Source organism: Nocardioides litoris, assembly GCF_006346315.1.
Lineage (GTDB): Bacteria > Actinomycetota > Actinomycetes > Propionibacteriales > Nocardioidaceae > Nocardioides > Nocardioides litoris.
This window is the reverse complement of the sequence record NZ_VDMR01000008.1, coordinates 258,247-280,584: the sequence shown is the minus strand read 5'-3', so window position 1 is coordinate 280,584 and position 22,338 is coordinate 258,247. Positions and strand designations below refer to the sequence as shown.

Here is a 22,338-nt window from a genome sequence, read left to right as displayed (position 1 = left end):
CACCATGGGCTACCTCAAGGACACCGTCGACGACGTCCGCCGGGTCAAGAACGGCTGGCGCTGGGGCCGGCACCCGCAGGTGCCGCGCTCGGCCGAGCCCTACGTACCCGCGCCGTCCAGCAACGTCTACCCCAACGACTGGTCGCGCACCCCGGCTGCCTCGGCCGCGCGCGACGTGGTGCAGAAGGTCGGCCTCGAGCCCGTCTTCCGCTCGCAGGTGCGCACCCGCGTCGAGGGTCTCGACGTCCTGGCCCGCACCACCGGCCCGGTGATCTTCGCGGCCAACCACGCCTCCCACCTCGACACCCCGCTCATCCTGCTCTCCCTGCCCGACGCGTGGCGGCGGCGTACGGCGGTGGCGGCGGCGGCCGACTACTTCTTCGACTCCTGGTGGCGCGCCGTCGGCTCCTCGCTGCTGTTCAACACCATGCCGATCGACCGGCGCGGCGGGTCGATGGCGACGACCCCCGGCGAGGTCCTCGACGCCGGCTGGAACCTCGTGATCTTCCCCGAGGGCACCCGGTCCAAGGACGGCTGGCTCGGCTCCTTCCGCATGGGTGCGGCCTACCTCGCCGTCGAGCACGGCGTGCCCGTCATCCCGGTCGCGCACCGCGGCACCTTCGCCGCCATGCCCAAGGGCGCCTCGTGGCCCGGCCGCGGCCGGCGCCAGCTCACGGTCCGCTTCGGCTCGCCGCTGCGGCCCGCGGAGGGCGAGTCGGTGCGCGCCTTCGCGCCCCGCATCCGCGACGCGGTGGCCACGCTGCTCGATGAGGACGCCACCGACTGGTACGCCGCCCGCCTGCGCGCCTCCCAGGGCGCGACCCCCGACCCGTCGGGGCCCGACGTGGCCGAGTGGCGGCGTCTGTGGGAGACCAGCACGTCCCCCGAGGTCGCCTCCCGCCCCTCCCGCGCCTGGCGCCGAGCACGCTGACCCGTCGTGAATTCACGACGGGTCGGCGAGACGGGCGATGAGTCCGGCGAGCCGGGCGGGTCGGTCCGGGCATGAGCCAGCTGCTGCGCGTGCAGAACTTCGGCGTCTCCCGCGACGGCTTCGCGGCCGGCGAGGGCCAGAGCCTCGAGACCCCCTTCGGGCACGCCGACCCCCGCGACCTGCTGGGGTGGGCCTTCACGACGGCGAGCTGGGTCGGTCGGACCGAGCCCGGGGGCACCCGCGGCATCGACGACCACCTCACGCGCGACTTCGCCCACGGCATCGGCGCGGAGATCATGGGCCGGCACAAGTTCGGCCCGCAGCGGGGACCGTGGACGGACCTCGACTGGGAGGGCTGGTGGGGTGACGAGCCGCCCTTCCGCACGCCGGTGTTCGTGATGACCCACCACCCGCGGCCCTCGATCACCAAGGGCGCGACCACCTTCCACTTCGTCGACGGGAGTCCCGCCGCCGTCCTCGAGCAGGCCCGGGAGGCCGCTGGCGGACTCGACGTACGGCTCGGTGGTGGAGCCACCGTGGTCCGGTCGTTCCTCGACGCCGGCCTCGTCGACACCCTGCACGTGGCCGTCGTCGACCTCGACCTCGGCTCGGGCGTGCGGCTGTGGGACTCCCCCGACGACCTGCTCGACCGCTACGAGCGCGACGTCGTGCCCAGCCGCACCCCGGGCGTCACGCACCACCTCTTCTGGCGCTGACCCGCGCCGACCCCCGCTGACCCGTCAGCGGCCGACGTACGCCGCCAGGTGCTGGCCGGTGAGGGTCTCGCGACCGCGGTCGACGAGCTCGGCGGGCGTGCCCTCGAAGACGACGGTGCCGCCGTCGTGGCCCGCCCCCGGGCCGAGGTCGATGACCCAGTCGGCGTGGGCCATCACGGCCTGGTGGTGCTCGATGACGACGACCGACTTGCCGGAGTCGACGAGCCGGTCGAGCAGCGCCAGCAGGTTGTCGACGTCGGCGAGGTGGAGGCCGGTCGTCGGCTCGTCGAGCACGTAGACCTCCCCCGCCTCGGCCATCTGAGCCGCGAGCTTGAGGCGCTGCCGCTCGCCGCCCGAGAGGGTCGTCAGGGGCTGCCCGAGCCGGAGGTAGCCGAGACCGACGTCCTCGAGCCGGGCCAGGACCTTGTGGGCGGCGGGCGTCCGGGCCTCCCCCTCGGAGAAGAACGCCTCGGCCTCGGTCACCGACATGTCGAGCACCTCGGCGATGTCGCGCCCGCCGAGGGTGTGCTCGAGCACCTCGGCCTTGAACCGCCGACCGCCGCACTCCTCGCACGGCGACTCGAAGGTCGCCATCGGTCCGAGCTCGGTGAAGATGACGCCCGCGCCGTTGCAGCCCTCGCAGCCGCCCTCGGAGTTGGCGCTGAACAGGGCCGGCTTGACGCCGTTGGCCTTGGCGAACGCCTTGCGGATCGGCTCCAGCAGTCCCGTGTACGTCGCGGGGTTGCTGCGGCGGGACCCCTTGATGGCGCCCTGGTCGACGACGACCACGCCCTCGCGTCCGGCGACCGAGCCGTGCACCAGCGAGCTCTTGCCCGACCCCGCCACGCCGGTGACCACGCACAGCACCCCGAGCGGCACGTCGACGTCGACGTCGCGCAGGTTGTGGGTGCCGGCGCCTCGCACCTCGATGACGCCCGTGCGCTCGCGCACCGCGTCCTTGAGGGCGGCCCGGTCGTCGAGGTGCCGGCCGGTGGTGGTGCCGCTGGACCGCAGCCCCTCCACGGAGCCCTCGAAGCACACCGTGCCGCCGGCGGTGCCCGCACCGGGGCCGATGTCGACGACGTGGTCGGCGATGGAGATGGTCTCGGGCTTGTGCTCGACGACGAGGACGGTGTTGCCCTTGTCGCGCAGCCGGAGCAGGAGGTCGTTCATCCGCTGGATGTCGTGGGGGTGCAGCCCGATGGTCGGCTCGTCGAAGACGTAGGTCACGTCGGTCAGCGACGACCCGAGGTGGCGGATCATCTTGGTGCGCTGCGCCTCACCGCCGCTGAGCGTGCCGGAGGCCCGTTCCAGGGAGAGGTACCCCAGGCCGATGCTCCCGAAGGAGTCGAGGAGGTGCTGCAGGCCGCCGACCAACGGGGCGACCGACGGCTCGTCGAGGTCGCGCACCCAGTCGGCCAGGTCGCTGATCTGCATCGCGCAGAGGTCGGCGATGTTCTGGCCCCGGATGCGCGAGGACAGCGCCTCCTGGGTCAGCCGGGTGCCCCCGCAGTCGGGGCACCGCTGGAAGGTGACCGCCCGCTCGACGAAGCGACGCACGTGCGGCTGCATCGCCTCGGGGTCCTTCGACAGCATCGACTTCTGGATCTTCGGGATGATCCCCTCGAAGGTCAGGTTGATCCCCTCGACCTTGATCTTGGTGGGTTCGGCGAAGAGCATCGTGTCGAGCTGCTTGGCCGTGAACGCCTGGATGGGCTTGTCCATCGGGAGGCCGACGCCCTCGAACAGCCGGCCGTACCACCCGTCCATCGAGTAGCCGGGCACCGTGAGGGCTCCCTCGGTGAGCGACTTGGTGTCGTCGTACAGCGCGGTGCGGTCGATGTCGTTGACGTGGCCCATGCCCTCGCAGCGGGGGCACATGCCCCCGAGGTAGACCTCCTGCTTGACGACCTTCTTCTCGACCCGGCCACCTTTCTCGGTGGTCATCACGCCGCCGGCCTTGCGGGTCGGCACGTTGAACGAGTACGCCGTGGGCGGGCCGATCACCGGCTCACCGACCCGGCTGAACAGGATGCGGAGCATCGCGTTGGCGTCGGTGACGGTGCCGACGGTCGAGCGCGGGTTGGCCCCGAGCCGCTCCTGGTCCACGATGATCGCGGTCGTCAGGCCCTCGAGGCGGTCGACATCCGGGCGGGCCAGGGACGGCATGAAGCCCTGCACGAACGCGCTGTAGGTCTCGTTGATCATGCGCTGCGACTCGGCCGCGACGGTCGCGAAGACCAGCGAGCTCTTGCCCGACCCCGACACCCCGGTGAACGCTGTCAACCGGCGCTTGGGGAGGTCGACGCTGACGTCGCGCAGGTTGTTCTCCCGAGCGCCCAGGACCCTGATCAGGTCGTGGGTGTCGGCGGGGTGTGCCCCGTCGTCGATGGCAGTCATCTCGGTCCCTCCGCGCGGCCGGGTAGCGGAGATGTTCTACCAGGCGGCGCGGGGGCCGGTCAGGCGATGGTGCGTCCGGTCAGGCCGCGGCGCTGGCCGCGTCGCGACCGACGCGGTAGACCCAGGCCAGCACCCAGCCGCGCGAGCCCACGAGGGGCAGGCCACCGTCCGACACCGGAGCGGCCGCCGAGCTCCACACCCGCTCGTAGGCCTGGCGGATGACGTCGCCGGCCCGGACCGGACAGCGGACCGTCGAGACCGCGATGCGCCAGGCGTCGTCGATCGTGTGGTCGTAGACCGCACGCGCCGCCTCGGCGTCGCCGGCACCGGCCTGTGCGACGAGGGTCGTGAGGTCGACCGGCCCGCTGTTGGACACGTGGCGAATCTAGGAAAGCCCGGTCACGACGTGAACCACCCATCGGGGTTGGCCCCCGTGACCCATGTCTCGGCCGCCCGGCCGCACCGCCGGGCCTACGACAGCCGGTCACTGCCCGCGACCGGTGGCGTCCTGCAGGCGCTCGATGTGGGCCGAGGCCTCGGCCTTGGTCAGGTCGGCCGACAGGGTCTCGCCGGCCTCCCGGGCGAGGGTGTCGAGGTAGCTCTTCTGCGCCCCGGTCATCGGCTCGTCACCGGTCACCCAGTCGTCGGGGTCCTTCTCGGCGCTGCTCGGCGCCTCGGCCCCCAGCACCTCCTCGTTGGTCCCCTCGGGGGTCCCCGCGCTGGTCCCGTCCTTGGCTGCCTGGTCGGCGGCGGGGTCGGTGCGGTCCGTCGAATGCGTGTTCGAAGTCATGGCTCGACCCTAGACGCCTCCACCGACAGTCCGACCACCCCGACAGGCGGGTGACCGCCCGCCGGACCCGGGTCGACCGGGTGGCGTCCCTGGTCCGTTGTGACCAGATCGGTGCTGAAGCGGCCCGCGGGCCTGCCCGCCGTCCTACCGTCGAGTGGTCGACCACCCAGCACGCCACGCCAGGAGGGAGGTGGAGACGATGTGGGACACCGTGCGGGACCAGGTGCCGAGCCACCTGACCCACGACCTGCCGTGCGCCCGGTGCGGGCACGCGGTGCACACCTACCTCGCCTGCAGCGACAGCTGCGCCTGCGCGCCCTGCGTGATGCCGGGCGTCGCCTGAGGCGCCGCCGCGGGGCCCTCAGGGCTCCAGGTAGACCTTGATCGCGGTGCGCTCGTCCATGGCGCGGTAGCCGTCGGCCACCTCGGCCAGCGGGAGCGTGAGGTCGAAGACCCTGCCGGGGTCGATGGTCCGCGCGAGGACCAGGTCGAGCAGCTCGGGCAGGTAGCGCCGCACCGGCGCCATGCCGCCGGCCAGCCCGACGTTCTTGCTGAACATCACCCGCAGCGGCACCTCGGCGCCGTGCGGCACCCCCACGAACCCGACCGTGGCGCCCGGCCGGGCGACCCGGAAGGCCTGCTCGAACGCCGGCCCGTTGCCGACGCACTCCAGGACCGCGTCACCACCGGTGCCCCCGAGGATCTCCTTGACCGCCGCGACGCCTTCCTTGCCGCGCTCGGCCACCACGTGGGTCGCGCCGAAGGCCCGGGCGATCTCCTGGCGCGGCTCGTGGCGCGACATCGCGACCACGGTCTCGGCGCCCATCTGCGCGGCGGCCAGGACGCCGCACAGCCCGACCGCCCCGTCGCCGACGACGACCGCGGTCCCGCCCCGGCGCACACCGGCCGCCACGGCCGCGTGCCAGCCCGTCGCCATCACGTCGGAGAGGGTGAGCAGGCTCGGCCACAGGTCGCGGTCGGGCGTGCCGTCGGTCTTGACCAGCGACCCGTCGGCGTGGGTCACCACGGCGTACTCGGCCTGACCGCTCTGGGTGATGCCGACGTTCTCGCACGGGGCGCCGTTGAGGCAGGCCGAGCAGGTGCCGTCGCAGTGGTCGAAGGGCACGACCACGAAGTCGCCCGGCGCGACGTCGCGCACGTCGGCGCCCACCTCCTCGACCACGCCGAGGCACTCGTGGCCGATCGTGTGCGGCTCGTGGGTCGGGTCCTCGCCGCGGTAGGACCACAGGTCGGACCCGCAGATGCACGAGGCGACGACCTTGACGATGGCGTCGGTGGGCGCCGAGATCGTCGGGTCGGGCACCTCCTCGAACCGGATGTCGCGCTCGCCGTGGATCATGGTCGCCTTCATGGCTTCGATCCTGGCAGACTCCGCTCCACCCCTGCGACCCCCCCGGGCGCGCCGAGTTGCCTGGATATCTCACATGTGAGTTACCGTCGTGGCATGGCGACCGACTACAAGTCCGGGGTGGGCACCCTCATCCGTGACGCGCGCAAGCACCGCGGGCTGACCCAGGCCCAGCTGGCCGAGCTCCTCAGCACCAGCCAGAGCGCGATCAACCGGATCGAGAAGGGCCACCAGAACCTCTCGCTCGAGATGGTGGCCCGCATCGGCGAGGCCCTCGGCTCCGACATCGTCTCCCTCGGCTCCGGCCCCACCCACCTCCGCGTCCAGGGCCCGACCACCCTGACCGGCTCCATCGAGGTCAACACCTCCAAGAACGCCGGCGTCGCACTGCTGTGCGCCTCCCTCCTCAACCGCGGACGCACCACGCTGCGCAAGGTCGCCCGCATCGAGGAGGTCAACCGGCTCCTGGAGGTCCTCAACAGCCTCGGCGTGGAGACCCGGTGGATCGGCGACCACGGCGACCTCGAGATCGTGCCGCCCGCCGAGCTCGACCTCACCAACATCGACGAGGCCGCCGCCCGGCGCACCCGCTCGGTGATCATGTTCCTCGGCCCGCTGCTCCACCGCACCGACACCTTCGAGCTGCCGTACGCCGGCGGCTGCAACCTCGGCACCCGCACCGTCGAGCCCCACATGACCGCGCTGCGGCCGTTCGGCCTGGAGGTCAAGGCCACCGACGGCAGCTACCACGCCCAGGTCAACCCGGCCATCGAGCCCCAGCGGCCCATCGTGCTCACCGAGCGCGGCGACACCGTCACCGAGAACGCGCTGATGGCCGCGGCCCTGCACCCCGGTGAGACCGTCATCCGCAACGCCTCGTCCAACTACATGGTTCAGGACCTCTGCTTCTTCCTGCAGAAGCTCGGCGTCCGCGTCGAGGGCGTCGGAACCACCACCCTGCGCGTCACCGGCCGGGAGCGCATCGACGTCGACGTCGACTACGCCCCGGCCGAGGACCCGATCGAGGCCATGTCGCTGCTCGCCGCGGCGATCGTCACCCGGTCCTCCATCACCATCCAGCGCGTGCCGATCGAGTTCCTGGAGATCGAGCTCGCCGTCCTGGAGGAGATGGGCTTCCTCTACGAGCGCTCCGAGGAGTACGTCGCCCGCAACGGCCACACCCGCCTCGTCGACCTCCACACCAAGCCGTCGACCCTCCACGCTCCCCTCGACAAGATCCACCCGATGCCGTTTCCCGGCCTCAACATCGACAACCTGCCGTTCTTCGCCGTCATCGCCGCCGTCGCCGAGGGCCAGACCTTCCTGCACGACTGGGTCTACGAGAACCGCGCCATCTACCTCACCGAGCTCACCAAGCTCGGCGGCCAGGTCAAGCTCCTCGACCCCCACCGCGTGATGATCGAGGGCCCCACGTCGTTCTCCGGCGCCGAGCTCGTCTGCCCGCCCGCCCTGCGCCCCGCCGTGGTCATCCTGCTCGCCATGCTCGCCTCCAAGGGCACCTCGGTCCTCCGCTCCACCTACGTCATCCACCGCGGGTACGAGGACCTCGCCGAGCGCCTCAACACCCTCGGCGCGAGCATCGAGACCTTCCAGGACTTCTGAGTCAATTGGTCGCGGCTCGTCCGCGCCGCGGCCCCGCGCCACTTCTCAGGGGCTGCCGCCGGTTCGGTACGGCGGGGCCGACCCGCGCCCTGCACGGCCGACCGCGACGTGCGCCCTGGGGCCCGGTCGACCGTGGCCCGGGCGCCCGCACGTGGTCCGATCACGGCTCGTCCGCGCCGCGCGGCGGCCCCGCGCCACTTCTCAGGGGCTGCCGCCGGTTCGGTACGGCGGGGCCGACCCGCGCCCTGCACGGCCGACCGCGACGTGCGCCCTGTGCCCCGGTCGACCTGTGGCCCGGGCGCCTGTGCCCCCGCACCGCACGGTGGTCGAGGAAGGCGCCCTGCGCCTGTCTCGAGACCCCTCACCGGCTGCGGTCAGGTGGTCTCGAGACGGGACTCCGTCCTTCCTCGACCACCGCGGGTCGGCCCCGGGCCACACGGTGGTCGACGAAGGCGCCCTGGCGCCTGTCTCGAGACCCCTCACCCGCTGCAGTCAGGTGGTCTCGAGACAGGACTCCGTCCTTCCTCGACCACCGCGGGTCGGCCCCGGGCCACACGGTGGTCGACGAAGGCGCCCTGGCGCCTGTCTCGAGACCCCTCGCCGGCTGCGGTCAGGTGGTCTCGAGACAGGACTCCGTTCTTCCTCGACCACCGCGGGTCGGGTCCGGGCCTTACGGCGGTCGACGAAGGCGCCCTGGCGCCTGTCTCGAGACCCCTCACCGGCTGCGGTCAGGTGGTCTCGAGACAGGACTCCGTCCTTCGTCGACCACCGTGGGTCGAGCTGTCCCTCCTCGGCCACCGTGGGTCGAGCCCCCGGGCTCATGACCGCGACGGGCCCGGGCGCGATACTCCTGCGGTGAGCACGCCCCGCACTGGCCGTCCCTACCTCGACGAGGTCCTGGAGCAGCCGGGGGCGGTGCTGGCGTTCGCGCACCGCGGCGGCGCCTACCACCCCGAGATCGAGGGGCTGGAGAACACCATGGAGGCGTTCCGGCACGCCGCCGCCCTCGGCTACCGCTACCTCGAGACCGACGTGCACGCCACGGCCGACGGCGTGCTGATGGCCTTCCACGACGACGTGCTCGACCGGGTCAGCGACCAGCAGGGCGCGATCGCGGCCCTCACCCACGCCGACGTACGACGCGCGCGCATCGGGGGGCGCGAGGAGGTGCCGACGCTGGCGCGGCTGCTCGACGAGCTGCCGGGCGTGCGGTTCAACATCGACCTCAAGTCCGAGGGGGCCGTGCGCCCGCTGGCCGACCTCATCGCCGCCCGCGGGCTCTGGGACGACGTGCTGGTCGGGTCGTTCTCCCACCCACGGATGCGCGAGTTCCGGCGCCTGACCGACGGCCGGGTGGCCACGTCGGCGACGCCTCCCGAGGTCGCGGCCTTCGTCGCCGGGGTGCCCGGCCGCGGCCGGCGTGCCGACTTCGACGCCCTCCAGGTGCCCCACCGCCGCGGACGGCTCCTGGTCACCTCGGCGCGGCTCGTGCGCCGGGCGCACGCGGCAGGCAAGCATGTGCACGTCTGGACGATCGACACGGCCGAGGAGATGAGGGAGCTCCTCGACCGGGGCGTGGACGGCCTGTTCACCGATCGCACCGACGTGCTGAAGGACGTGCTCACCGGCCGCGACCAGTGGCTGGGCCCGGGCACGACCACGGGGAGGGAGACCACGTGACGGCGTTCGCCGACCTCGCGCCGCTGGAGCGCGCCCGGGAGCAGAAGGCCTGGTACTGGTACGACTGGGCCAACAGCGCCTACTTCACCACGATCCTCTCGGTGCTCTTCGCGCCCTACATGGCCACCGTCGCCGGCCGCGCCGCCGGCTGCGGCGACGAGGTCGAGGGCTGCGGCCGCACCCTCTCGGTGCTCGGGCTCGCCGTGGCACCGGGGTCGCTGCCGTTCTACCTCACCAGCTTCGCCACGATCCTCAGCGCGTTCGTCCTGCCCGTCGTGGGCGCCGTCGTCGACCGCTCCGGCCACAAGAAGCGGCACATGGCGGCCTTCGCCTGGACCGGTGCGGCCAGCGCCAGCGTGCTGTTCTGGATGCGGGGCGACGCCTGGGAGGTCGGCGCCGTCGCGGTCGTCGTCTCGAGCGTGCTCGCGGGCTGCTCGCTGGTCAGCTACTCCGCGATCCTCGTCGACATCTCCACCGAGGAAGAGCGTGACCACGTCTCCTCCCGCGGCTGGGCCTTCGGCTACCTCGGTGGCGGCGTCCTGCTCGCGCTCAACCTGGTCGTCGTCCTCGGCCACGACGCCTTCGGCCTGACGACCGAGACCGCCGTGCGCACGTCGATGCTATCGGCCGCCGTGTGGTGGGCGGCGTTCACGATCATCCCGTTCCGGCGCCTGCGCGACCGTCCGCCGCTGGCCCGCGAGGACGTGTCCGGCAGCGTGCTGGACCGCAGCTTCGGCCAGCTGTGGCGCACCCTGAAGGACCTGCGCAACTACCCCGTCACGCTGACCTTCCTGGCGGCGTACCTGTTCTTCAACGACGGCATCCAGACCGTCATCTACGCCGCCTCGACGTACGGCGAGCAGACGCTCGAGTTCGGCACGTCGGTGCTCATCGGCACCATCCTGCTGATCCAGTTCGTGGCCTTCGGGGGCGCGCTGCTCTTCGGCCGGCTGGCGCGCCGGTTCGGCAGCTACCGCCCGATCCTCTACGGCATCGGCGTCTGGGTGGTGATCGTGGTGCTCGCCTTCTTCCTGCCGGCCCGCAACGTGCCGCTGTTCCTGCTGGTCGCGGTGGCCATCGGGCTCGTCCTCGGCGGCACGCAGGCGCTGTCGCGGTCCTTCTTCAGCCTGCTCATCCCCCGCGGCCGCGAGGGTGAGTACTTTGCCCTCTACAACGCCTGCGAGCGCGGGACGTCGTGGCTGGGCACGGCCGTCTTCGGGCTCGTCTTCCAGCTGACCGACTCCTACCGGCCCGCCCTGCTCGCCCTGATCGCCTTCTTCGCCGTCGGCGGCGCCCTGCTGCTGCGGGTCGACCCCGAGCGGGGCGTGCGCGACGCGGGCAACGCCGTGCCCCGCAGCCTGGCCGCCTGAGGCGCCCCTCACACGACCCTGCTGCCGCGTCAGGGTTGGAATCTTGGGGGCCTGGGTAGCGTTGACAACCAGTGTCGGGCCACCGCCCGGCGACACGCCCACCACGTACACAACGTTTGGAGGTGCCTCATGGCAGAGCGCACTCTGCGTGGCGCACGGCTCGGCGGCCAGAGCTTCGAGGACGAGCGCGGCATCGAGTTCGCCGCCCGGCAGCAGGTCGGCTACCGCTGTCCGCAGCAGCACGAGTTCGAGATCACGATGTCGGTCGAGGCCGAGGTCCCCGCGGTGTGGGAGTGCCCGCGCTGCGGCGCCGAGGGCCTCAGCACCGCCGGGATCCAGCGCGAGGAGAAGGCCGAGAAGCCCGTCCGCACCCACTGGGACATGCTGCTCGAGCGCCGCTCCGAGAAGGAGCTGGAGGACATCCTCAAGGAGCGCCTGGAGCTGCTCCGCGGCGGCGAGATCGGCCCGGCCCACCTGCACCGGCCGAGCGCGTCGAAGAAGAAGGCCCGCGCCAACGCCTGACGGGCGACGCCGCCACGAGGCGGCGCACCCGGCGACGACTCAGTCGTCGACCACCTCACCCCGGACCACCGGTCCGGGGTGTCGTGCGTCCGGGCCCGGCCGGGGGCCAGCCGGGCCGAAGGGCCCGAACGGGCCGGGGCCGGCCGGAGCGGCCGCGAGCCGCCGGGCCACCGCCCGCGCCAGCACGCGGCGCAGCAGGGGCCGGGTGACCGGCAGGATGGCCGCGATGCCGAAGACGTCGGTCACGAAGCCGGGGCTCAGCATGAGCGTGCCGCCGATGAGGATGAGGGCGCCGTCGGCCAGCTCGCGGTCGGGCATCCGACCGGTCTCCAGGGCCTCGCGCAGGGCGCGCCACGCGCGACCGCCCTCACGCTTGATCAGCCAGCTGCCCAGGATGCTGTCGGCGACGAGCAGCACGATCGTCCACCACGCGCCGATGACCTGGCCGACCTGGATGAGCACGTAGATCTCGGCCAGCGGCACCACGACGAACGCCAGGACGAGGATCCAGGTGAGGCGGCGGCGACGGGCGGGGGCCATGCGCCCATGCTAGGTGGGGCCAGGGAGGGCCGCGGTCAGCCGCGGCGGCGCTCGAGCGCCCGCTTGACCTGCTCGCGGCGCTCGCGCAGCCCCCACAGCGTGATGCGGCGCAGCGACTCCGCGGCCACCGCGCCGCTCATCTTCGACTCGCCGCGCACCCGCTCGACGAACTCGATGGGCACCTCGCGCACGGTCAGGCCGGCCTGGAGGGTGCGGGTGACGAGGTCGGTCTGGAACACGTAGCCGGTGGACCGCACCTGGTCGAGGTCGATCTTCTCCAGGGTGGCGCGGTGGAAGAGCCGGAACCCTGCGGTCGCGTCCCGCACCTCCACCCCGAGCAGCAGCCGGACGTAGAGGTTGCCGCCGCGCGAGAGGGCCTCGCGGTGCAGCGGCCAGTTGACCACGCTCCCGCCGGGCACCCACCGCGACCCGATGACCAGGTCGGCGCTCGGCAGCGCGGCGAGCAGCCGGTGCAGCTGCTCGGGCTGGTGCGAGCCGTCGGCGTCCATCTCGCCCACGACGTCGTACCCGCGGTCGAGGGCCCACCGGAAGCCCGCGAGGTACGCCGCCCCGAGGCCGCCCTTGGCGGTGCGGTGCAGCACGTGGACCCGGGGGTCGGCCGCGGCGAGGCCGTCGGCGATGGCGCCGGTGCCGTCGGGCGACTGGTCGTCGACGACCAGGACGTCGACCTCGGGCTGCGCCGCGCGCAGGCGCCCGACGATCCAGGCCAGGTTGTCGGCCTCGTCGTAGGTCGGCAGCACCATCACGGTCGCCGGCTGCAGGGCCGGCTGCGGGTGCGGGGCCGGGTGGGTCACGCGTGGACGTCCTCGGGTCGGTGGGCGGTCGGCGAGGGCGTGACGGACTCACCGCCGTCCTCCCTGTCGTGCCGGGCGCGCCGGCGGGCGCGCCACCCGAGGATGATCCCCCAGGCCAGCCCGACGAGCGTGATCGCGGGCGCCACGGTGCCCATCGAGGTGCCGACCCGGAGGCCGGGGGTCATCCCGCTCTTGAGGTCGACGGTGCCCTGCACCAGGTCCTGGGTGAGCCGCTCGGTGCGGTCGAGCACCGAGCCGTCGGGGGCGATGATGCCGGCGATGCCGTTGGTGGAGGCCACCACGAGCCAGCGGCCCGACTCGATCGCCCGGGCACGGGTGATGGCGAACTGCTGCTCGACCTGGTCGGTGAAGATGAAGCTGGCGTTGCTGGTCTGCACGACCAGCAGCTCCGCACCGCCCGCCACCTGCTCCTCGAACCCGTCGTCGTACCCGACGTCGAAGCAGATCGCGTCGGCCACCAGCACGCCGCCGACGTCCAGGGGCGTGGCCCGGGTCCCGCTGAGCATGTCGCGCGGGATGCGGGCCAGCTGGCCGCTCTGCACCAGGCTCTCCGGGAGGCGGTCGCGGAACGGGATGTACTCGCCGAACGCCACCGGGTGGCGCTTGGCGTACCGCTCCCCCGGGCCCGTCCGCGGGTCCCACACGATGCCTTGGTTGAGCACGTGGTCGGGACCGCCGTCGACGATGCCGCCCACCATCACCGGCACCCCGATGGCCTCGACCGCGCGGCTGATGTCGGCGTAGATGGTGGCGTCGGAGAACGGGTCGCGCGCAGTCGAGTTCTCCGGCCAGACCACGAAGTCGGGACGCACGGCGTCGCCCGCGTCGACCTGCTCGGCGAGGTCGAGGGTCACGTCGACGTGGTTGCGGGTGAGCTGCTCGACGTCGTACAGGACGTCGTTGCCGCGGCCGGGCACGTTGCCCTGCACAGCGGCCACGTCGACCTGGCCGGTCGTGGGCAGGGTCCAGGGCACGAAGGTCGGCGCCACGGCGACCGCTGCGAGCCCCACCAGCGAGGTGCCGGCGGCCAGCCGCTCCGCGCCGCGCTCGGCCACCGCCACCCGGGCCAGCAGGAAGCCGAGGCCGGCGAGCAACAGGCTCACCCCGTTGGTCCCGAGCCAGGCCAGCGCCGGCGCGACCGGGGTGTCGACGACCGCGAACCCCAGCCGGCCCCAGGGCATCCCGCTGAAGGGCCAGGTCGTCCGGACGCACTCCATCGCCACCCAGCCGAAGGCCAGCCAGGCGGGCCAGGCGCGCAGGCGCTGCAGGACCGGCGAGGCGCCGCCGAGGAGGCCGTAGAAGAACGCCTCGACCGAGGCCAGCAGGACCCACGCCGGCCAGCCGATCGACTCGCTCATCCACCAGATGTGCGGGAAGTAGAACGCGACGCCGAAGACCAGCCCGACCAGGAAGCCGGACCGGACCCGGAGGCCGCGGGTGGCCAGGGCGTAGCCGGCCAGGCACAGCGGCACGACGTAGGGGACGGCGACGGGCTCGAACGCCAAGGACAGCGAGCCACCGGCGAGAGCCGCGAGGGCGAGGCGGCGCAGCACGCGGCAACGCTACCGGTGGCGTGGTCGCCACTTCGCGAGGCCCGTGCGGGGCGTCGTACGACGTCCTGCAGGGCTTCGGGAGGGCCTGCCGGGGCTCCGGCCGTCCCCGCGCACGACGGGCTGCCGTGGAGGGGTCGTTGTCTCGGCCCGGGCGGGCCCTCCCGCGTCGCTCCCGCGGTGCGGACCGACCTCCGCGAACCACGGTCCACCACGATGTTGGCGCTACACCTGGCGGTCCCCGGCCACTCGGACGTCGGTCCGCCGGCCACGACCTGCACGAGCGAACGGCCGCAACATTCCCGGTCGTGAGGGGTGGGTGTCAACCGGCTGCTGACCTGCGACGACGCGAGAAACCGCAGGTCAGTGACGGGGCAGCCGGCTCCAAATTGGTCCGAGAACTAGTCACCCTGAACGGCGTGTCGCGGGCGGCGCGCCGTCACGGTGCGCTAAAGACGGCCCTTCGGGGTGAACCGCCGACCGCCCGGGCCGGATCGGTCAGGGGACGACGACGGTGCCGGTCGCGGTCGTGGCCAGCAGCGGCGGGTCGAGCACCTCGGCCCGACCCGGAGCGTCGGCGGTGGCGGCACCGCGGGCGACGACGTGCACGGTGAAGTCCATGACCCGTGAGCGGCGGCCGGCGCGCACGAGCTCGGCCGCCACCTCCAGCACGTCCCCCGCCCGCACCGGTGCGCGGAACTGCACGTCGTCGTAGGAGGCGAACAGCCCCTCGTCGCCGTCGGTGACGATGCACAGCTCGGTCGCCACGTCGCCGAACAGCCCGAGGCTGTAGGCGCCGTCGACCAGGTTGCCGGCGTAGTGGGCGTGGCCGTGGGGGACGTAGCGCCGGTGCACCACGCGGGTGCCGGTGCGCGGGTGGGGCGTGCGGGGGCTCTCGGTCATCAGGCGGCCTTCCGGGCGAGCTTGTGGGCGATGAAGGAGGCGACCTCGCCGGGCGTCGTGCCGCGGCCGAAGACCCGGTCGACACCGAGCTCGCCGGCCATCGTCTCGTCGAAGCGGGGGCCGCCGACGATGAGAAGCGGCCGGCGGTCGGCCGGGTAGGACTCCCGGAAGGCCGCCGACATCTCGCGGGTGTTGAGCAGGTGGGCGTCGCGCTGGGTGACCACCTGGGAGACGAGCACGGCGTCGGCCTTCTCGGCGCGGGCCCGCTCGACCAGCTGCGGCACCGAGACCTGGGCGCCCAGGTTGACCACCTTGAGCTCGCGGTAGTACTCCAGGCCCTTCTCCCCCGCGAAGCCCTTGATGTTGAGGATCGCGTCGATGCCGACGGTGTGGGCGTCGGTGCCGATGCACGCCCCCACGACGGTCAGCCGGCGGCGCAGGGAGCGCTTGACGGCGGCGTTGACCTCCTTGGGCGTCAGGAGCGGGTAGTCGCGCTCGACGACCTGCACCTGGCTGGGGTCGACCACGTGGTTGACGCGGCCGTAGACGACGAAGAACGTGAAGTCGGGCCCCATGGGCTTGGCGTGCACGAGCAGCGCGGGGTCCATGCCCATCTTGTTGGCCAGCTGGACCGCGGAGCCCTCTGCGACCTTGGAGTGCGGCATGGGCAGCGTGAAGGACAGCTGCACCATCCCGTCGCCGGTGGTGTCGCCGTACGGCACGAGGACCGTCATCGGGTCGCCCCTTCCTCGAGCAGGTCGGTCGCCGGGTTGTAGAAGGCCTCGGACTTGCGGGCCACGCCGTCGAGGCCACGACCGGCGTCGGCCGGGCGCTTCATGAGGCCGAAGGTGCCGTCGGCGATGGCCTGGAGCAGGCCCTCGTCGACGATCTGGTCGAGCAGCTCGATCGACTCGGCGAGCACCTGGTGGGCCCGCTGCTGGATGAAGCCGCCCGGGGTGGGGTGGAAGTCCTCGTGCAGGCGGCCTGCGGCGTCCATGACGTAGCGGACGTTCTGGAGGGCGATGTCGCGGTCGGAGAGCCAGGGCGTGACCACGGCCTCGGTCATCATGCCGACGAGCAGGATGCCCTGCCCGGTGAGCGCGCCGGCCAGGTTGAAGAAGCCGTCGAGCAGGTTGCCCTTGAACACGTCGCCGGTCATGTGGCGCGTCGGCGGCATCCACTTCAGCGGGGCCTTCGGGAAGACCTCGCGGGCCAGCAGCGCGTGGGCCAGCTCGAGGCGGAAGGAGTCGGGCACCGCGGGGTCGATCTCGAAGGCGTGGCCGAGGCCGAGCTGCCAGTCCTCGAGGCCCGCCTCCTTGGCGAAGTACTCGTTGAGCAGCTGGCTGGTGGTGACGGTGTGGGCGGCCTCGACGGCGTCGGCGGTGGTGAGGTAGTTGTCCTCGCCGGTGTTGATGATGATCCCCGCGCGGGCGTGGACCTGGCGGCTGAAGCGCTGGTCGACGAAGGTGCGCACCGGGTTGATGTCTCGGAAGAGGATCCCGTACATCGAGTCGTTGAGCATCATGTCGAGCCGCTCGAGGCCGGCCAGCGCGGCGATCTCGGGCATGCACAGGCCCGAGGCGTAGTTGGTCAGCCGCACGTAGCGGCCGAGCTCCTTGCTCGACTCGTCGAGCGCGGCCCGCATGAGCCGGAAGTTCTCCTGGGTGGCGTAGGTGCCGGCGTACCCCTCGCGGGTCGCGCCCTCGGGCACGAAGTCGAGCAGGCTCTGGCCGGTGGACCGGATGACCGCGATGACGTCGGCTCCCTCGCGGGCCGCCTGCTGGGCCTGCGGGATGTCCTCGTAGATGTCGCCCGTGGCGACGATGAGGTAGATCCACGGCTGGCGGGGCGCGTCGCCGTGGCGCTTGACCATCCGGTCGCGCTCGGCGCGGCGGCGGTCGACCGTGCGCAGGCCGGCGGCGACGGCCTTGCGGCTCGCCGTGCGCGCCCGCTGGGCGTCGCGGCCCTCGGGCAGCCGGAAGCGCACCGACCCGGCGGCGGCCTTCTGGGCGAGCACGGAGAGGTCCTCGGCCTCGCCGCGCAGCAGCGCGTCCCACACCGGGAGGGCCACGCCGTGGGCGAGCCCGCCGTCGTCGTGCAGGTCGGCCCGGACGGTGTCGGCGAGCCGGTTGACCCAGGGCGTGCCCTCCTCGTCGGCCCCGCCGAGGCCGGCGAGCCGCAGCGTGGCCCGCTCGACGGCGACGGTGGTGTGCTCCTGGGCCATCCTCACGATCGGCCGCCCGGCCTTGCGGGCCAGGCTGCGGGCGTGCCGGACGGTGGCCGGGTCGAGGTCGAGCTTGCCCCGCGGCGGGCGGCTCACGGCTCGAGCCGCCGCTCGAACAGCTCGCGCACCCCGGCGTGGGAGCGCAGCAGGCCGACGGCGTACGCCGCGTGGCCGGGGACGTAGCCGTTGCCGACGAGCATCCGCACGTCGGCGGCGAGGCCCTCGGCCCCGAGGGCGGCGGCGGAGAAGGAGGTGGCCATGGAGAAGAACACCACGGTGCCGCCCTCCGCGGTGGCCAGCACGGCGCCGCCCTCGCAACCGGGCACGTCGACGCACACCACGGTGACGTCGGCCGGGCCGCCCGCCTTGGCGACCGCGTCGCGCAGGCCCACCGGGTCGCGGGCGTCGGCCAGGCACACCTCGTCGGCGAGCCCGGTGGCGGTCAGCAGGTCGGCCTCGGCCTGGTGGGGCACGACCCCGATGGTGCGACCGGCGCCGGCGTCACGGGCGGCGGCCAGGCTGAGCGAGCCGGACTTGCCGGCGCCGCCGACGACCGCCACCACGGGGGCGCGTCCGTCACCCCCCGCGCAGTCGAGGTGCTCACCGACGACACGTGCGGTCAGCGCGGGGGCGCCGCACACGTCCATGACCGACAGGCTGAGCGCGGTCGGCAGGTCGTCGGGCAGCACGGCGGCGATGGAGCGGCCGAAGAGCACGGCGTACCCGTCGCAGGGCACCTGCTCACCGAGGCCGTCCCAGGCCGCGAGGTCGTCCTCGATGACGAGGGGCGTCAGGGTGAGGGAGACGAGGGTGGCGACGCGGTCGCCGACGGCGAGCCCGAGGGGCGAGTCGGGCCCGACCTCCTCGACCGTGCCGACGAGCATGCCGCCCGACCCGGTCTCGGGGTTCTGCATCTTGCCGCGGGTGCGCACGATGTCGAGGACGGCCGCCCGCACGGCGTCGCCGTCGGCGTGGGTGCGCTCGAGCTGACGGAACGACGCGGCGTCGAGGTTGAGGCGCTCGACGCGCACGCGCACCTCGTCGGGCCACAGCTCGCGCCGGGTGTCGAGGCGCTCGGCGGCCTGCGGCAGCACGGCCGGCCGGTCGAGCACGCGGTGGAGACCGGTGGGGTCGCTCTCGGGACGGTCCACGGGGACGCCCTCCCTCGTTTCGGGGGTATGACAGGAAGTCTTGCGGTGCGGCGGGGTGCACGCCGCACGATCTCCGCGTACTGTAGCCGCACGCCGCCCCTGGTGGCGCCCACGAGCGGGCTGTGTCGCGCCCCTCCCCCGTCCGACGACCGACGTCCGAGAGGCAGCACCCCCGCGATGAGCATCGAGACCAGCGTCGGCGCCCTGGTGGCCGAGTCCGGCCAGCCCTACCCCTACGAGCGCGTCGAGCTCGTCGAGCCCGACTGGACCCGCTTCCCCGGCTGGAAGGACGTCACCGCCGAGGAGTGGGCCTCCGTGCAATGGCAGCGCGCCCACTGCATCAAGAACGTCCGCCAGCTGCGCGAGCTGCTCGGCGACCTCGTCGACGAGCGCTTCTACGCCGACCTCGAGCGCGACCAGGCCGAGCGCGCCACGATGTCGATGCTCGTGCCGCCGCAGATGATGAACACGATGGTGTCGCACGTCGAGCCCGCCGGCCCCGGCTCGCTCACCGACGCGCTGTACGCCGACCCGGTGCGCCACTACATGGTCCCGGTCTTCTCCGACCGCCGCACCGACTGGTCCTCCCACCCCCACGCCACCCGCGACTCGCTGCACGAGCACGACATGTGGGCCACCGAGGGCCTGACCCACCGCTACCCCACCAAGGTGCTGGCCGAGCTGCTGCCGACCTGCCCGCAGTACTGCGGCCACTGCACCCGCATGGACCTCGTCGGCAACTCCACCCCCGTCATCGACAAGCTGAAGTTCGTCGGCAAGCCGACCGACCGCATCGGCGACATGCTCGACTACCTGCGCCGCACGCCGAGCGTGCGCGACGTGGTGGTCTCCGGCGGCGACGTGGCCAACATGCCGTGGCCCCGCCTCGAGGCGTTCTTGACCCAGCTGCTCGAGATCGACAACGTCCGCGACATCCGGCTGGCCACCAAGGCGCTGGTCGGCCTGCCGCAGCACTGGCTGCAGCCCGACGTCGTCGAGGGCGTGCACCGCGTCGCCACCACGGCCCGCGCCCGCGGGGTCTCGCTCGCGATGCACACCCACGCCAACCACGCCAGCTCGATCACGCCCCTCGTCGCCCAGGCCTCCCGGGCCATGCTCGACGCCGGCCTGCGCGACGTGCGCAACCAGGGCGTGCTGCTCAACGGCGTCAACGCCGACCCGCACGCCCTGCTCGACCTCTGCTTCCGCCTCCTCGACGGCGCGCAGATCACGCCCTACTACTTCTACATGTGCGACATGATCCCGTTCAGCGAGCACTGGCGGGTCTCGGTCGCCGACGCCCAGCGGCTGCAGCACCACATCATGGGCTACCTGCCGGGGTTCGCGACGCCGCGCATCGTCTGCGACGTCCCCTTCGTCGGCAAGCGCTGGGTGCACCAGCTGGCGTCGTACGACGAGGTGCGCGGCATCTCGCGCTGGACCAAGAACTACCGCACCTCCATCGAGGCCGCCGAGGGCCACGACATGGACCGCACCTACGAGTACTACGACCCGATCCACACCCTGCCCGCCGAGGGCCAGGCGTGGTGGGCCCAGCACGCCGACCTCGACACGAGCGCGCTGAAGGCCGCCGAGGTCGCCGAGGCGTCGCGGCGCACGGCGGCGCTCCAGGCCTGGTGAGCCGGGCTCAGGCCTCTGCCGCGCCGGCGCCGAGCACCGGCCGGTTCTCGTAGTACGTCGACAGCACGATCGTCGTGCGCGTGGAGACGTTGGCCGCGGCCCGCACCCGGGCCAGCAGGTCCTCCAGGGCGGCCGGCGTCGCGACCCGGATCTTGAGGATGTAGGACTCCTCCCCCGCCACCGACCAGCACGACTCGATCTCGGGCAGGTGCCGCAGCCGCTCGGGGCTGTCGTCGGGCTGGGACGGGTCGATCGCGCGGATCGAGATGAACGCCGTCAGCGGCAGTCCCACCGCGTCGTGGTTGACCGTGGCGCCGTACCCGAGGATCAGCCCGCGCGCCTCGAGCCGCTTGACGCGCTGGTGCACCGCCGAGGTCGACAGCCCGGTGGCCTTGCCGAGGTGGGTGAACGACATCCGGCCGTCCTCGGCCAGCAGCTCGAGGATCCGGCGGTCGGTGGCCTCGAGCTCGCTCGTCACGCGGGTCAGGCTAGTGCGGATGGTCGTGGCACCCGGAGCCGTCCCGGCGGGCGGGCCCGCGGCCGACACGGGTCAGGTCGGCGGCCCGAGAGCTCGGTCGAGGAGCACGTGGGCGACGGTGACCGCGGTCGGCATCGCGTCGACGCCGGTCGCCCTGGTCCGCGCCGACACGCCGTCGAGCAGGAGGGCGAGCTGGTCGCCCAGCACCTCCGGCTCCGCCGCACCCGCGTCGCGGGCCACGGCCGCCAGGCGCGCGGCCAGGTCGACCTTGTAGTCACGGGCGATCCGCCGTGCCGGGTGCTCGGGGTCGGCGATCTCGACGGCGGCTCCGATGAAGGGACACAGCGGCGGCGTCGCGTCGAGGGCGTCCTCGAAGATCGCGACGAGGCGTTCGCGGGGGGTCAGCCCGTCGCGCTCCAGGGCGGGGACGGGCGCGGCGTCGTGGAGCTGCAGGTAGGCCTCCACCAGGCCGTCCTTGCCACCGAAGTGCTGGTAGACCGTGCGCCGGGAGACCTGGGCGGACTCGGAGACCTGCTCGATGCCGGTCGCATTGACGCCGTGCTCGCGGAACAGCTCCCCCGCCGCCCGCAAGATGCGCTCACGCGCGCCTCGTCCCCGGCGCTGGCCCGTCGGGCCCATCTCGAGCGAGGTCATGCCCCGAGCCTACGTGGTCACGATGTGTACCTAGCTTGGGCCGGTCGCGGCCGTCCTGCTAACGTCACACATTGTGTACTTAACGACGACAGGCACGACGGAGACGCGGCCCGACGCACGCCCGCGGGTCGCTCTCATCACCGGCGGCACGAGCGGCATCGGTCGCGCGACCGCAGAGCTCCTGCTCGACCGCGGCCACCACGTGGCTCTCACCGGCCACGATCCCGAGACCGTCGCTCGTGCGAGAGATGACCTCCCCGGCGCCCTCGTGATCTCCGCCGACGCCAGGTCGGTCAAGGAGACCGAGCGGGCCGTGTCGCAGGTGCGCAGCGCCCTCGGACTCATCGACACGCTCTTCCTCAATGCGGGCGTGAACGTGACCCGGGAGCTCAGCCAATGGGACGAGGCGACCTTCGACGACGTCTTCGCCACCAACACCCGCGGGCAGTTCTTCACCCTGGTGCACGCCTTGCCGCACCTCGCCGACGGCGCCTCCGTCGTCGTCAACGTCGGCATCGGGGCGTCCCGCGGTGCGCCGGGGATGAGCGTGGGAGCAGGTTCGCGCGGCGCCCTGCTGGCGATGTTGCCGTCCCTGGCCATCGAGCTGGCGCCCCGCGGCATCCGCGTCAACGCCGTCAGTCCGGGCGCGGTCGAGACCCCGATCTGGCGCAAGGCCGGCCTGTCGCCCGCGGCGGTCGAGGCCACCCTCGAGCACCTCGCCCGCAGCACGCCGCTCGGCCGGGCCGGTCGGCCGTCCGACATCGCGAGCACGGTCGCCTTCCTGGCCTCGGCCGAGGCGTCGTACATCACGGGCCGGGAGGTCGTCGTCGCCGGCGGCCTCGGGCTCGGGCTCACCTGAGCCAGCACGGCCCGCACGACCTCCACGACCCACACGACCCACACGACCCACACGAACCGAGACCCGAAGGACCACCCTGATGCTCACCTTGGACACCTACC

22 protein-coding genes are annotated in these 22,338 nt (G+C 72.9%); 9 read left to right on the top strand and 13 right to left on the bottom strand.

Annotated elements, in window-relative coordinates; translation table 11 throughout:
* Positions 1-4: 4 nt before the first annotated feature.
* Complete coding sequence (locus FJQ57_RS19225) at positions 5-931, top strand: lysophospholipid acyltransferase family protein (RefSeq protein WP_139983434.1); 927 nt, start codon at positions 5-7, stop codon at positions 929-931.
* 71 nt (positions 932-1,002) lie between these two features.
* The gene (locus tag FJQ57_RS19220; protein ID WP_139983432.1) at positions 1,003-1,647 is read left to right on the top strand and encodes a dihydrofolate reductase family protein; all 645 of its coding nucleotides are present in this window, start codon (positions 1,003-1,005) and stop codon (positions 1,645-1,647) included.
* Positions 1,648-1,671: 24 nt separating this feature from the next.
* Here the strand turns inward: FJQ57_RS19220 and FJQ57_RS19215 are convergent, their stop codons facing one another.
* From FJQ57_RS19215 to FJQ57_RS19205, 3 genes are all read right to left on the bottom strand, one after another.
* Positions 1,672-4,047: an ATP-binding cassette domain-containing protein gene (locus tag FJQ57_RS19215; RefSeq protein WP_139983430.1), complete on the bottom strand. Its 2,376-nt coding sequence runs from the start codon at positions 4,045-4,047 to the stop codon at positions 1,672-1,674.
* A 79-nt stretch (positions 4,048-4,126) separates the two neighbouring features.
* Positions 4,127-4,423 (bottom strand): RNA polymerase sigma factor, encoded by a 297-nt coding sequence (locus FJQ57_RS19210; protein ID WP_139983428.1) that lies wholly within the window; start codon positions 4,421-4,423, stop codon positions 4,127-4,129.
* 108 nt (positions 4,424-4,531) lie between these two features.
* Positions 4,532-4,837 (bottom strand): DUF3072 domain-containing protein, encoded by a 306-nt coding sequence (locus tag FJQ57_RS19205; protein ID WP_139983426.1) that lies wholly within the window; start codon positions 4,835-4,837, stop codon positions 4,532-4,534.
* Positions 4,838-5,036: 199 nt separating this feature from the next.
* Here FJQ57_RS19205 and FJQ57_RS22695 point away from each other — a divergent pair, with 199 nt between their 5' ends.
* Positions 5,037-5,180: a hypothetical protein gene (locus tag FJQ57_RS22695; RefSeq protein ID WP_170219512.1), complete on the top strand. Its 144-nt coding sequence runs from the start codon at positions 5,037-5,039 to the stop codon at positions 5,178-5,180.
* 18 nt (positions 5,181-5,198) lie between these two features.
* Here the strand turns inward: FJQ57_RS22695 and FJQ57_RS19200 are convergent, their stop codons facing one another.
* Positions 5,199-6,209, bottom strand: a complete 1,011-nt coding sequence (locus FJQ57_RS19200) for a zinc-dependent alcohol dehydrogenase family protein (RefSeq protein ID WP_139983424.1) — start codon at positions 6,207-6,209, stop codon at positions 5,199-5,201.
* A 93-nt stretch (positions 6,210-6,302) separates the two neighbouring features.
* Between FJQ57_RS19200 and FJQ57_RS19195 the strand changes: the two genes are divergently transcribed.
* The 4 genes from FJQ57_RS19195 to FJQ57_RS19180 all read left to right on the top strand — a co-directional run bounded on the left by FJQ57_RS19195 (position 6,303) and on the right by FJQ57_RS19180 (position 11,401).
* Positions 6,303-7,829 carry a helix-turn-helix domain-containing protein gene (locus FJQ57_RS19195; RefSeq protein WP_139983422.1) on the top strand — a complete coding sequence of 509 codons (1,527 nt, stop codon included), beginning with the start codon at positions 6,303-6,305 and terminating at the stop codon, positions 7,827-7,829.
* An 855-nt stretch (positions 7,830-8,684) separates the two neighbouring features.
* The gene (locus tag FJQ57_RS19190) at positions 8,685-9,509 is read left to right on the top strand and encodes a glycerophosphodiester phosphodiesterase family protein (RefSeq protein ID WP_139983420.1); all 825 of its coding nucleotides are present in this window, start codon (positions 8,685-8,687) and stop codon (positions 9,507-9,509) included.
* Positions 9,506-10,879 (top strand): MFS transporter, encoded by a 1,374-nt coding sequence (locus tag FJQ57_RS19185; protein WP_139983418.1) that lies wholly within the window; start codon positions 9,506-9,508, stop codon positions 10,877-10,879. Before FJQ57_RS19190 ends, FJQ57_RS19185 begins: the two co-directional genes overlap by 4 nt.
* A 129-nt stretch (positions 10,880-11,008) precedes the next feature.
* Positions 11,009-11,401 carry an RNA polymerase-binding protein RbpA gene (locus FJQ57_RS19180; RefSeq protein ID WP_139983416.1) on the top strand — a complete coding sequence of 131 codons (393 nt, stop codon included), beginning with the start codon at positions 11,009-11,011 and terminating at the stop codon, positions 11,399-11,401.
* 39 nt (positions 11,402-11,440) lie between these two features.
* Here the strand turns inward: FJQ57_RS19180 and FJQ57_RS19175 are convergent, their stop codons facing one another.
* From FJQ57_RS19175 to kdd, 7 genes are all read right to left on the bottom strand, one after another.
* A complete protein-coding gene (locus FJQ57_RS19175; RefSeq protein ID WP_139983415.1) occupies positions 11,441-11,941 on the bottom strand; it encodes an FxsA family protein in 501 nt (166 codons plus the stop codon).
* Positions 11,942-11,976: 35 nt separating this feature from the next.
* Positions 11,977-12,705: a polyprenol monophosphomannose synthase gene (locus tag FJQ57_RS19170; protein WP_139983648.1), complete on the bottom strand. Its 729-nt coding sequence runs from the start codon at positions 12,703-12,705 to the stop codon at positions 11,977-11,979.
* A 47-nt stretch (positions 12,706-12,752) separates the two neighbouring features.
* Positions 12,753-14,330, bottom strand: coding sequence for an apolipoprotein N-acyltransferase (lnt, locus tag FJQ57_RS19165; RefSeq protein WP_139983413.1), 1,578 nt, complete (start codon positions 14,328-14,330; stop codon positions 12,753-12,755).
* A 495-nt stretch (positions 14,331-14,825) separates the two neighbouring features.
* Positions 14,826-15,230 (bottom strand): 3-aminobutyryl-CoA ammonia lyase, encoded by a 405-nt coding sequence (gene kal / locus FJQ57_RS19160; protein WP_139983411.1) that lies wholly within the window; start codon positions 15,228-15,230, stop codon positions 14,826-14,828.
* A complete protein-coding gene (gene kamE, locus FJQ57_RS19155) occupies positions 15,230-15,964 on the bottom strand; it encodes a lysine 5,6-aminomutase subunit beta (protein WP_139983409.1) in 735 nt (244 codons plus the stop codon). Before kamE ends, kal begins: the two co-directional genes overlap by 1 nt.
* Positions 15,961-17,550, bottom strand: coding sequence for a lysine 5,6-aminomutase subunit alpha (gene kamD / locus FJQ57_RS19150; protein WP_139983407.1), 1,590 nt, complete (start codon positions 17,548-17,550; stop codon positions 15,961-15,963). The genes kamE and kamD overlap by 4 nt, the downstream gene beginning before the upstream one ends.
* Positions 17,547-18,605, bottom strand: coding sequence for an L-erythro-3,5-diaminohexanoate dehydrogenase (gene kdd, locus FJQ57_RS19145; protein WP_139983405.1), 1,059 nt, complete (start codon positions 18,603-18,605; stop codon positions 17,547-17,549). Before kdd ends, kamD begins: the two co-directional genes overlap by 4 nt.
* 177 nt (positions 18,606-18,782) lie before the next feature.
* On the opposite strand from kdd, the gene FJQ57_RS19140 reads away from it, so the two are divergent.
* Positions 18,783-20,246, top strand: a complete 1,464-nt coding sequence (locus FJQ57_RS19140; protein WP_139983403.1) for a KamA family radical SAM protein — start codon at positions 18,783-18,785, stop codon at positions 20,244-20,246.
* A gap of 7 nt (positions 20,247-20,253) precedes the next feature.
* Here FJQ57_RS19140 and FJQ57_RS19135 read toward each other — a convergent pair whose 3' ends face one another.
* Positions 20,254-20,724: an Lrp/AsnC family transcriptional regulator gene (locus FJQ57_RS19135; RefSeq protein WP_170219511.1), complete on the bottom strand. Its 471-nt coding sequence runs from the start codon at positions 20,722-20,724 to the stop codon at positions 20,254-20,256.
* 72 nt (positions 20,725-20,796) lie between these two features.
* Positions 20,797-21,378 (bottom strand): TetR/AcrR family transcriptional regulator, encoded by a 582-nt coding sequence (locus FJQ57_RS19130; protein WP_139983399.1) that lies wholly within the window; start codon positions 21,376-21,378, stop codon positions 20,797-20,799.
* Positions 21,379-21,451: 73 nt separating this feature from the next.
* Between FJQ57_RS19130 and FJQ57_RS19125 the strand changes: the two genes are divergently transcribed.
* A complete protein-coding gene (locus FJQ57_RS19125; RefSeq protein ID WP_139983397.1) occupies positions 21,452-22,237 on the top strand; it encodes an SDR family oxidoreductase in 786 nt (261 codons plus the stop codon).
* The last annotated feature ends 101 nt before the right edge of the window (positions 22,238-22,338 follow it).